The following is an 11,530-nucleotide window of genomic DNA, read 5'->3' as shown; positions in this document are numbered from 1 at the left end:
CAGCGTCTATGACAAGACCACGCACATCGTCACCATCGCGCTCGACGATCGCGGCCAATATGTGCCGGCGCAAGAGCCGGATCCCAATCCCGAGCTGCTGACGGCGTTCGATGATTCGTCGGGCCCCGTGGTGGTGCGCGGCAACCTGCCCAACGTCTACGACGGCATCTACCGCGCCGCCTATTCCTACGGCATGTCCAAGGCAATGACCCAGCGTCTGATCAAATTGCTGGCTTCCGATGTCGATTTCCAGTCGCGCCTCAATCCCGCCGACCGCATCGAAGTGCTGTTCTCGCAGCCCGACGGCGACGACCAGACCTCGGACAGTTCCGAGCTTCTTTATGTTTCGGCGACCTTTGGCGGCCAGACGCGGAATTTCTATCGCTTCCAGATGCAGGATGGCTCAACCGACTATTTTGACGACGACGGCTCGAGCGCCCAGCAGTTCCTGCTGCGCAATCCCCTGCCCGCCGGCAAGTTCCGCTCCGGTTTCGGCGCTCGCAAACATCCGATCCTTGGCTATGTCCGCATGCACACCGGCGTCGATTGGGCGGCCCCGATCGGCACGCCGATCATCGCCGCCGGCAACGGCACCATCGAAAAGGTCGGTTGGGCCGGCGGCTATGGCAAGCAGATCATCATCCGCCATGCCAATGGCTACGAAACCTCATACAATCACCAGAGCGCCTTTGCCAAAGGCATCGAACCCGGCGTGCACGTCCGCCAGGGCCAGACCATCGGCTATCTCGGCCAGACCGGCCTCGCCACCGGGCCGCATCTTCACTACGAGCTGATCGTCAACGGTACGAAGGTCGATCCGATGCGTGTCCGGCTGCCGGTCGGCAAGGTGCTGAAGGGCGACGACCTCGTCGCTTTCAAACGCGAGCGCGAGCGAATCGATGACCTGCTGAAGCAGGAAGACAGTGATTCGCTGAAGGTTGCCAGCGCCAAGATCGACGGCTGATCCGTCGTTTCAAGTCTTGCTGATGTCTCAGTCTTGCGGATTTTCGGCGCGCCGCGACCATGGCAGCCTCTCGCCGGAAATGGTCGTCCACGCGATAACGGCCGAAAGCAGGCAAAGCAGCGCCGTCACAGACGAGACGGCGGAAAACGCCGCATCGCCGGCGGCGAGCCTTGCCGCATCGAGCGCCGGCGCAAGTCCGGTCGGCGCCGGTTCGCCAAAGCCTGGCACGCCGGGCATGGCATTCCCGTCCAGCGCATGCGCATAGACCCAGGCGGCCAGCGATCCCATCGCCGCCACCGCGATCAGGCCACCAATGCGCGAGACGGCATTGTTGATGCCCGAAGCAGCCCCCGTATCCTTGTCTTCCACCGCCGTCATGATCGCGGTTGAGAGTGGTGAGACGACCAGCGCCATGCCGAGCCCCATCAGCGCCATCAGCGGAAATATTCCCGTCCAGAAATGGTGGATGCCGGCATGGGTGAGCAAGGCAAGTCCGGCGAATGCGAACGCCACGATCAGGCTGCCGCAGGCGATCGGAAAGCGCGGCCCGATCCCGTCCGACAATTGGCCGACCGGTCCCGACAGCAACGCGATCGACGCCGACAACGGCAGGAAAATGAAACCAACCTCGGCCGTGCTCAGCCCCCAGCCGGCGATCAGCAGCATCGGCAGATAGAAGAGGTTGGCCGACAACGCGAAATAGAGGAAGAAGGTCGCGACATTTGCCCCGGCAAACGCACCGATGCGAAACAGGCTGAGATTGATCATCGGCTCGCGCTGCCGGTGCTCGAACAGGACAAAGACGATAAGCAGCACGACACCGGCGGCAATGCTTGGCCCCGCCATATGGCCCTCGCCGCTGGAACTCATCGAGGTCAGCCCATAGGCGAGCGCGCCGAAGGCCAGCGTCGCCAGCGCACCACCGCCAAGATCAAGGCTGCGTTTTTCCGTCGGCGCATCGGCCGGGATCTTGGCCAGCAGAAGATAGATCGAGATCAGGCCGAGCGGCAGGTTGATGGCAAAGATCGCCCGCCAGATGCCGCCGCCGAAAGCCGACAGCACGAGACCGCCGAGCACCGGGCCAAGCGCGGTGGTCAGTGCCGAGGCCGCCGCCCAGATGCCGATCGCGCGGCCGCGTTCTTTCTTCGGGTAGGCCTTGGCGATGATGGCCAGACTGCCGGGCACCATGATCGCGGCACCTATGCCCTGGAGGGCGCGAAACGCGATCAGCACGACAGCGTTCGGCGCCAACGCACAGGCGAGCGAGGCGGCGACGAACAGCACAATGCCGGCCACAAAAGCTCGGCGCAGCCCGAACCGGTCGCCGGCGGCACCACCGGCAAGGATCAACGCCGACAGCGTCAACGCATAGGCATTGGAAATCCATTGTGCCTCGGCAAGACTGGCACCGAGATCGACGCGGATCGCCGGCATGGCGATGGCCAGGATCGAGCCATCGATGAAGCCGAGCGCGGAGGCCAGGATCGCCGCAATCAGCACGAATCGCCGCTGCGATTGCGGACAGAAAGTTCCGTTGGTGACCGGACTGGTCAGCGGGACTGCGGCGGCTTCATTTGGCGAATGCATGGCGCTCTGCTTAGACCGACGCCGTGCTGGCAACAACCGGCCAGCGGCTCACAGTCCTGGAAACCAGCCATATTGCCAGGATTGCATCTGTCCGGATGCAAATGGCGGTAGCCATGCTAAGTTTTTCGCGGAGCCGCAAGCGGGAGAAGGCGATGAAGCATCCACTGGAAGCATCGGCGGAAGGGCGCGGCCGCATCGTCGGCATCACCGACGGCGTCTTCGCCATCGCGCTCACCTTGATCGTGCTCGAGATCCGGGTGCCGGCGCATGAGGTGATCCATTCCGAGCGCGATCTGCTTGCCGCTATCGCCGCACTGGCGCCACGCTTCCTGACCTACGCCTTGAGCTTCCTGACGCTGACCATCTTCTGGTTTGGCCAGCAGGCGCAGCATGGGCTGATCGCCAAATCCGACAGGCGGCTCGCGACGCTGAACCTCTGTTTTCTGGCCTTCATCGCCTTGCTGCCGTTCTCGACCGATCTTCTGGCCGATTTCCTCGAATTCAGGACCGCGGTGCTCGTCTACTGGCTCAACCTGCTGATGCTCGGCGTCACGCTGCTCGCCAGCTGGCGCTACGCGGATAAGAACGGCTTTGTCGCGGAAGATGTCGACGCCGAAACGAGGCGCGCGGTCTATCTGCGTATCGTCAAGGCGCAGATCCTGTGGGCTGTCGGCGCCGCACTCTGTCTGATCAACCCGTTGCTCAGCGTCGGCTTCATTCTGGTCGTGCAGTTGATCTATGCCGCCGCGTTGCGCGGCTCATTGCTGCGCAACGTCATCGGCTGAAGGTCCGCCAACGAATTCCACGGTAACGCCTGGCGACACCAGCTTGGCGAGTTCGCGCGCGTCCCAGTTGGTCAGGCGCACGCAGCCATGGCTTTCGGTCTTGCCGATCTTCGACGGCTCGGGCGTTCCATGGATACCGTAGGTCGGCTTGTCCAAGGCGATCCAGACCGACCCGACAGGTCCGTTGGGGCCTGGCGGAACAGTCAGAATCTTGTCGTTCTCGCCCTGCTTGAAGTTGATGTTGGGGTTGTAGGTGTAGTTCGGGTCAAGCGCGATGCGCGACACGGCGTGGATGCCGGTGGGCGACGGCGTGTCGGCCGAGCCGATGGTCGCGGGATAGGCTGCGACGAGCTTGCCGCCCGCATCGTAGGCGTACACTTCCTTCTTGGTCTTGTCGGCGACGATGCGCGCGACCGGCGTCGACACCAGCTTGCCGAAATTGGCGACCTTGACGATCGTGCCGGGACGGTTGAAGTCGAGGCCCTTGTTGATCGACTTCAGATAGTTCTCATCCATATGGAAGCGCTCGGCCAGCGCCTCGGTCACAGAGGTGTAGCACATGCAGTTGAGCTGCGCCTTCTGGCTGTAGTCTTCCGGAATCGAGGCGACATAGGGGCCGGCCGCGTCTTCCGCCGTGATGGTGTAATTGGCGAAGGCGTCGCCACCGGATTGCGAAAGAGCTGACTGGATGCCGACCGCGTCGGTCGATTTCAGATTGCTGCCGTTGATCTGGTTATAGGCGGCCAGGGCCTTGTCGACATTCGAGCCGAAGCGCCCGTCAATCACGCCCGGCGAAGCGCCACCACGGTCGAGCAGGACCTGCAGTGCCGCCACATCCTGGCGCGCACCGAGTGACAGCGACGGATCGACGGCGGCCTTGCCACCGGTGTCCGGCGGCAGCGCCGCCTGCGTTTCCGGATTGGTTTGCTGTACTTCTGGCTGGGCCGGCTGTACAGGGTCAATCGAGGCTTCGTTCAGCGGCTGGCGCTTGATTGTGCCCGGTTTTGCCGGCCGCGGTGCATCTGGATAGGTGTTGTCGTAGCCGCCATCGTCCTGTTGCGCCGGTGGGTAGGCCTCTACGGAATTGCCACTGTCAGGATCGTACTCATCCGCCGGCGGGGCGATAACCCGGCCGTCCTCGTCCATCCGCTTGCGGCGCAAACGCGCCATGTCTTCCGGATCGTCGAGATAATAGCGGTCATCATCGGCAGGGGCGCGGCCCAATTCGCGCAGCCGTGTATCGCGGCGCAGCGCGCGGCGGTCGAGGCGTGTCTGCGGCGGCTGGATGGCGATGACCTTGCCTGTATCGGCATCGACGATGACGCGGTTGCCGCGGGCATCGTAATAAATGTCCAGATTGCCGTCCTGGGCGACAAGAATGCCGCCATCATCGGCAGCGCGGGCCATCCTTGGTGCGTTGTCCTGGGTCGGCGCGGCAAGCGCGCCAAAAGACACAAGTCCAGCGCCAAGCGCCGAAAGGGCAAAGATCGTGCGGAACATTGTGGCCAAACTCTCCGGTCCGTAATTGCCGCCGCCCGGCATTGTTCTCTGGGCGAACCCCTTCGCCAGCAAACCACTTACCCCACCATATGGTTCCAACATGAACCGGGCATGAAGATGGCGGTTTTCCGGCGTATTGAGGAATATTAGCTAGCCTGCGCCAAGCCCCAATTCCTTGCGCGCCTGCTTCGTCAGCTTCAGGGCGACCAGGCGATGGCTCTCGCGCAGATAGTCCTTCAGCGCCCCATCATCCATGCTTTGGCTTGTCTGACGCTGGATCCATTTCATGCCGCGCGAGGCAAGATATGGCGCCGGCCGGCAACCCGGCTGCTCCTTCAGCACATCAAAGGCAATGTCGGAACATTTGAAGGTGACGAAGAGCTGCTGGCGGTGATCCCAGCCACCGATCGCAAACACCTTGGTGCCGACCTTCCAGACATGGGCGCCGCCCCACTGGACGATATGATTTGTCGCGGGCAACGAAGCGCAGAAGCTGTTGTAGTCGTCCAGCGTCATCCGCGCCCGCCTTCAATATGAAATGAAAACGCCGCGCGCCCAGTCTGGACGCGCGGCACCCTGAAGCGCGACGCGCTTCAGATCTTTGTTTTATGCATGTCGTTGTCCCAAAACCGAACTCACTTTTGGGCGACATGCATTGATCAGGCGGCCGCTTCAGCTGCGACAATCGACGGCTTCGAGCGGAAGTTCAGCCGATCGGAACCGGCAGTGACCTTGACGGTCGAGCCATCGAGGATGTCGCCAAGCAGGATTTTCTCCGCCAGCGGGTCCTGCAACTCCTTCTGCATCACCCGCTTCAGCGGCCGGGCACCATAGGCCGGGTCGTAACCCTTGGCGGCCAGCCACTCGATCGCCTCCTTGTCCAGCGACAGCGTGATCTTGCGATCGACAAGCAGGCTTTCCAGCCGCTTGAGCTGGATCTCGACGATGCGGCCCATGTCCTGCCGGCGCAGCCGGTGGAACAGGATCACCTCGTCGACACGGTTGAGGAACTCCGGCCGGAACGACGCCTTGACGACATTCATCACCTCGTCACGGACCTGATCGACATCCTGGTCCTCGCCGAGATTGACCAGATATTCGGCGCCGAGGTTCGACGTCATGATGATCAGCGTGTTGCGGAAATCGACCGTGCGGCCCTGGCCGTCGGTCAGACGGCCGTCATCGAGCACCTGCAAGAGCACGTTGAAGACATCGGGATGCGCCTTCTCGATCTCGTCGAACAGCACGACCTGATAGGGCCTGCGCCGCACCGCTTCGGTCAGCGCGCCACCCTCCTCATAGCCGACATAGCCGGGAGGCGCACCGATCAGCCGCGAGACCGAGTGCTTTTCCATAAACTCCGACATGTCGATGCGCACCATGGCGCTGTCGTCGTCGAACAGGAAGCTTGCCAGCGCCTTGGTCAGTTCGGTCTTGCCGACACCCGTCGGCCCGAGGAAGATGAACGAGCCGATCGGCCGGTTCGGATCCTGCAAGCCCGCACGGGCGCGCCGTACCGCCTTGGAAACGGCCTGCACCGCCTCGCCCTGGCCGACGACGCGCTTGCCGATCTCATCTTCCATGCGCAGCAGCTTGTCACGCTCGCCCTGCAGCATCTTATCGACCGGAATGCCGGTCCAGCGCGAGACGATATGGGCGACGTGGTCGGGGGTGACCACTTCCTCGACCATGCCGACCTTGCCATCCTGGGCTTCTGCGTCCTTCAGCTTCTTTTCCAGTTCCGGGATCTTGCCATAGGCAAGCTCGCCGGCGCGCTGGAATTCACCCTTGCGCTGGGCAATGGCAAGGTCGTTGCGCGCCTCGTCGAGCTGCTTCTTCAGATCGGCGGCAAGCCCGAGCTTCTGCTTCTCGGCCTGCCACTTGGCGGTGATCTCGGTCGATTCCTCCTCGAGGCCGACAAGTTCCTTTTCCAGGCGGGCGAGCCGGTCCTTCGAGGCGTCATCCGTCTCGACCTTCAGCGCCTCGCGCTCAATCTTGAGCTGCATGATGCGACGGTCGATCTCGTCCAGCGCCTCGGGCTTGGAATCGACCTGCATCCTGAGCCGCGACGCGGCCTCGTCGACCAGGTCGATCGCCTTGTCGGGCAGGAAGCGGTCGGCGATGTACCTGTTGGACAGCGTCGCCGCCGCCACCAGAGCCGAATCGGAAATACGCACCTTGTGGTGCTGCTCGTATTTTTCCTTCAGGCCGCGCAGGATCGAGACGGTGTCTTCCACCGTCGGCTCATCGACGAAAACGGGCTGGAAGCGGCGGGCAAGGGCCGGATCCTTCTCGACATGTTTTCTGTATTCATCGAGCGTGGTCGCACCGACGCAGTGCAGTTCGCCGCGCGCGAGCGCCGGCTTCAACAGGTTCGACGCATCCATGGCGCCGTCCGCCTTGCCGGCGCCGACCAGCGTGTGCATCTCATCGATGAACAGGATGATCCCGCCGGCGGCAGAGGTGACTTCGGAGAGCACGGCCTTCAACCGCTCCTCGAACTCGCCGCGATATTTGGCGCCGGCGATCAGCGCGCCCATGTCGAGCGCCATCAGCTGCTTGTCCTTCAGCGATTCCGGCACGTCGCCATTGACGATGCGCAGCGCCAGACCTTCGGCGATCGCCGTCTTGCCGACGCCCGGTTCACCGATCAGCACCGGATTGTTCTTGGTGCGGCGCGACAGCACCTGGATGGTGCGGCGGATCTCGTCGTCGCGACCAATCACGGGGTCGAGCTTGCCCGCGCGGGCGTCCGCCGTGAGATCGCGTGCGTACTTCTTCAGTGCGTCATAGCCCTGCTCGGCGCTCGCCGAATCCGCGGTGCGGCCCTTGCGGACATCGTTGATGACCTGGTTCAGTGCCTGCGCGGTGACGCCGGCCTTGGCCAGGATGTCGGCGGTCTTGGCCGATTTCTCCATGGTTAGCGCCTGCAACAACCGCTCGACGGTGACAAAGCTGTCACCGGCCTTCTTGGCCAGTTCTTCGGCCGTCGAAAACACCTTGGCCAAAGGCTGCGCCAGATAGAGCTGGCCATTGCCGCCTTCCACCTTGGGCATCGCCTCAAGTGCCGTCTCGACGCCAAGCTTGACGTCGCGGGTGGCGCCGCCGGCGCGTTCGATCAATGACGCAGCGAGGCCCTCGTCATCGTCAACGAGCACCTTCAACATGTGTTCGGGGGTGAATTGCTGGTGATTGCGCGAGAGCGCCATGGTCTGCGCGGACTGGATAAAGCCGCGCACGCGCTCGGAGTATTTCTCAAGGTTCATATCTGTCTCCTTCCATCACCGGCCCGCTTTGCGGCACCGGATCAGATTGCGGTGACGGACCCGCCCATTCGAGCCGAGTCCTGTTCAGCCGAGATATGGTGCGTAGGCCATGCTGTCTCAAGACGCCTTGATGTCGGTCAATGCATAATATTCCACGTCAGCCCAAACGAAAACGGCGGAGATTTCTCCCCGCCGTTCAATGCTTTGAGCTGCCGTTCGATCAGTTGTCGATGTCGGCGATCACGGGCTCGGTGCTGCCGCTGTCGGCCGGAGCCGCGGCTACCTCGCCGGCCTCGGCATTGTCACCACCACCGTCGACCTGGTCGGCATTGATGCGTGGACGCCGCGGGCGGCGCGGGCGCCGGGCAGCACCGCTCTCGGCGGCCGCCTCGTTGAGCTCGGCCTGCGCGGCAAGAGCCGCTGGCGAAAAACTCTCGAACAGCGGAGCCGGCTCGGCTGCCGCAACGATCTCGACCGGTGAAGCGGGCTCTGCCTGTGCGTCTGCCTGGACCGGGGCCTCATTGCGTTGCAGCTGGCCACCTTGATCGGAGGACGAAGCAAAGTCGCGCTGGCCGTTCTGGCCGTAGCCGCCATTGGGGCGACGATCGCGATGGCGCCCGCCATTGTTGTCGCGGCCGTTGTTGCGCCCGCCATTGTCGCGCCCGCCATTGTCGCGATTGTCGCGGCCGTTTTCCCGGTTCAGCGCGACCTCGGCCGGCATGCCTTCGATAACCGGCTGCGGACCGGCGCCATGGTTGGCAACCGGAATCTGGGCATCGGAAATAGTGTTGCTGTTGTTGCCGGAATTGTCGAAGTCGTCACGATCCTCATCGCCGTCATCGTCGAAATCGTCGCGATTCTGTTGCGCATTCTGGATCGGCATCTGCGCCTGCGCGGCGGCAATGATGCGATTGTAGTGTTCGGCGTGCTGGAGGTAGTTTTCCGCCATGACACGGTCGCCGGAGCTGTGCGCGTCTCGGGCCAGGGTGGCGTATTTTTCGGCGATCTGCTGAGCCGATCCACGGATCTTCACGTCCGGGCCGTTGCTCTCGTAGTTACGCGTCAGGGGATTCGGTCCCTTGCGATTGTTGTTATTATTATTGTTGTTGCCGCCACCGCCGCCGCCATTGTTGTTGCGACCGCGCATGCGCCTGTTCTGCTGTTGTGGCCTCATTAGACTCTCTTCATTTTGAAATTTTTTGAAAACTCGTCACGAACGGTGGCGCTCATGCAGCCAGCCGTTTGGTTTCTTCACCGGCGTTCGCCCGCATCGATTGCGTTGGCGCCACGTGCCATCCTGTTCCGGTTACATCACTTGCCGGACGATTCCCGCACGAAGCTTGGGCGTCGTTTGCGCAAGAAGGCAGCTATTTCCAAGGAAACCGAATCGCTAAGAGCACTGCCTGCTTCATCTCATCCGGTTGAGGCGACCCTAGCCGCATTCCCCGGTATTGCCAAGCGGTTTTTTTGCACTGCGTCAAGGGTTTCCCCGTTGAAAGACAAGAACCCTGTCATTTCCGCCGAGATCACGGAAAGCACCCACCGGTGCATAGCCCGCCGCCGTGAATATACCCGTAACGTCGTCCTGTTGCGTGTAACCGATCTCGACTGCGATCCTGCCTTCGGGCTTCAAAAACACTTCCGCCTCGGCGGCTATTGTTCTGTAAGGGTCCAGACCATCCTCGCCACCATCAAGGGCTGTACGGGGATCGAAATCGCGGACCTCGTCCTGCAGATTTTCGATGTCTTGTGACGCTATATAGGGAGGGTTTGCGGCAATTACATGGTATCGGCCGGAAACTTTTTCGAACCAGTTTGACTCTAGCGCAGTAAACCGATCGGCAAGGCCCAGTTGCCTGGCATTGCGGCTCGCCGTCGCCAGAGCGCCAGCGGCAATGTCGACACCGGTGGCGGTCGCGGCCGGCTCTGCGCTTAGCAGCGCCAGCGCGATGGCGCCCGTTCCGGTGCCGAGATCCAGAACGCGGCATTCACCCTCCCGCGCGGCTATAGCCTTGACGAAGGGCAGCACCGCCTCGACCAGCGTTTCAGTATCAGGCCTCGGCTCCAGCGTTTCGGGCGACAACAACAGGCGCAAACCGTAGAATTCGCGATAGCCAAGAATGCGGTGCACCGGCTCGCCACCGGCTCGCCGCCTCAGGGCAGCGTCGATCACGGCGATGGTGCTCCGGTCGATCTTGCGTTCAGGGTCGGCGATGGCCTGGGTGCGTGTCATGCCGGAAAAATGTTCGACGATCAGCCGTGCGTCGAGCGTAGGATCATCGACTGCGGCCGTGACAAGCCTGGCCCGCGCTTCCCGCAGCAGCAGCCCCAGCGCCTCGGGCAAAGGATCAGCCATCAACGCCGATATCGGCGAGCAGCTTCGACTGGTGATCGGCGATCAGCGCGTCGATGACTTCGTCGAGTTCGCCCATCATCACCCGGTCGAGCTTGTAGAGCGTCAGGTTGATGCGATGGTCGGTGAGGCGGCCTTGCGGAAAGTTATAGGTGCGGATGCGCTCAGAGCGATCCCCGGAGCCGACCTGCGACTTGCGCGATTCGGAACGCTCCTCGTCCGCCTTGCTGCGCTCCAGGTCGTAGAGCCGGGCGCGCAGGATCTGCATGGCCTTCGCCCGGTTCTGGTGCTGCGACTTCTCCGCCTGCACCACCATGATGCCGGTCGGCAGATGGGTGATGCGCACCGCCGAATTGGTGGTGTTGACGTGCTGGCCGCCGGAGCCCGAGGCGCGCATCGTGTCGATACGGATGTCTTCGGCCCGGATGTCGATGTCGACCTCTTCCGCTTCCGGCAGCACGGCAACCGTCGCAGCGGACGTATGGATGCGCCCGCTGGCTTCTGTCGCCGGCACGCGCTGCACGCGATGCACGCCGGACTCGAATTTCAGATGGGCAAAGACCCCCCTGCCGGAAATGGTGGCGATGATTTCCTTGAAACCACCGGCATCGCCGTCGCTGGCCGATACCGTTTCGAATCGCCAACCGCGTTCGGCGGCATAGCGCTCATACATGCGAAACAGATCGCCGGCGAAAAGGGCGGCCTCATCGCCGCCGGTACCGGCACGGATTTCGAGGATGGCGTTCTTGTCGTCGGCGGCATCCCTGGGCAACAGAAGGACCTGGATGTCTTTCTGCAGCGCTTCGATGCGATCCTCCACGCCTCGCAAATCCGCCTCTGCGAGCGCTCGCATCTCGGCATCGGTGCTCTTGTCGGCAAGCATCGCTTCGAGGTCGGCCTGCTCATGCTCGGCCGCGCGCAGTTCCCTGACCTTGGCCACCATGTCCTGCAGCTCGGCATATTCCGATGCCATTTTCACATAGGCATCCGGCGCCGGTCCCGCAGACATCTGCGCCTCAAGCATCTCGAAACGCTTGACGACTTGATCCATACGATCGCGGGGCAAATTGACCAT

9 protein-coding genes (1 of these 9 running past the window's edge) are annotated in these 11,530 nt (G+C 62.7%); 2 read left to right on the top strand and 7 right to left on the bottom strand.

Annotated elements, in window-relative coordinates:
- Positions 1 to 964, top strand: partial view of a M23 family metallopeptidase gene (locus ACZYHG_RS11325; RefSeq protein ID WP_464613857.1) — the 3' portion only. The gene continues 1,007 nt to the left of window position 1, outside the view; 964 of the gene's 1,971 nt are visible here — the last part of the coding sequence; the start codon falls outside the window, past its left edge; the stop codon is at positions 962 to 964.
- Positions 965 to 991: 27 nt separating this feature from the next.
- Here the strand turns inward: ACZYHG_RS11325 and ACZYHG_RS11320 are convergent, their stop codons facing one another.
- Positions 992 to 2,551, bottom strand: coding sequence for an MFS transporter (locus tag ACZYHG_RS11320; protein WP_464613856.1), 1,560 nt, complete (start codon positions 2,549 to 2,551; stop codon positions 992 to 994).
- Between the two features lie 152 nt (positions 2,552 to 2,703).
- On the opposite strand from ACZYHG_RS11320, the gene ACZYHG_RS11315 reads away from it, so the two are divergent.
- Positions 2,704 to 3,336 (top strand): TMEM175 family protein, encoded by a 633-nt coding sequence (locus tag ACZYHG_RS11315; RefSeq protein WP_464613855.1) that lies wholly within the window; start codon positions 2,704 to 2,706, stop codon positions 3,334 to 3,336.
- Here ACZYHG_RS11315 and ACZYHG_RS11310 read toward each other — a convergent pair.
- From ACZYHG_RS11310 to prfA, 6 genes are all read right to left on the bottom strand, one after another.
- Positions 3,310 to 4,836 carry a L,D-transpeptidase family protein gene (locus ACZYHG_RS11310; protein WP_464613854.1) on the bottom strand — a complete coding sequence of 509 codons (1,527 nt, stop codon included), beginning with the start codon at positions 4,834 to 4,836 and terminating at the stop codon, positions 3,310 to 3,312. The two genes, ACZYHG_RS11315 and ACZYHG_RS11310, sit on opposite strands and share 27 nt — an antisense overlap.
- A 150-nt stretch (positions 4,837 to 4,986) precedes the next feature.
- Complete coding sequence (locus ACZYHG_RS11305) at positions 4,987 to 5,352, bottom strand: MmcQ/YjbR family DNA-binding protein (protein WP_464613853.1); 366 nt, start codon at positions 5,350 to 5,352, stop codon at positions 4,987 to 4,989.
- A gap of 143 nt (positions 5,353 to 5,495) precedes the next feature.
- Positions 5,496 to 8,102 carry an ATP-dependent chaperone ClpB gene (gene clpB, locus ACZYHG_RS11300; RefSeq protein WP_464613852.1) on the bottom strand — a complete coding sequence of 869 codons (2,607 nt, stop codon included), beginning with the start codon at positions 8,100 to 8,102 and terminating at the stop codon, positions 5,496 to 5,498.
- Between the two features lie 220 nt (positions 8,103 to 8,322).
- Positions 8,323 to 9,276, bottom strand: a complete 954-nt coding sequence (locus ACZYHG_RS11295) for a DUF4167 domain-containing protein (protein ID WP_464613851.1) — start codon at positions 9,274 to 9,276, stop codon at positions 8,323 to 8,325.
- A 303-nt stretch (positions 9,277 to 9,579) separates the two neighbouring features.
- Positions 9,580 to 10,458: a peptide chain release factor N(5)-glutamine methyltransferase gene (gene prmC, locus ACZYHG_RS11290; RefSeq protein ID WP_464613850.1), complete on the bottom strand. Its 879-nt coding sequence runs from the start codon at positions 10,456 to 10,458 to the stop codon at positions 9,580 to 9,582.
- Positions 10,451 to 11,530, bottom strand: coding sequence for a peptide chain release factor 1 (prfA, locus tag ACZYHG_RS11285; protein WP_464613849.1), 1,080 nt, complete (start codon positions 11,528 to 11,530; stop codon positions 10,451 to 10,453). The genes prmC and prfA overlap by 8 nt, the downstream gene beginning before the upstream one ends.

Source organism: Mesorhizobium subarcticum (genome assembly GCF_055456085.1).
This window is presented reverse-complemented; position numbering and strand designations above follow the sequence as displayed.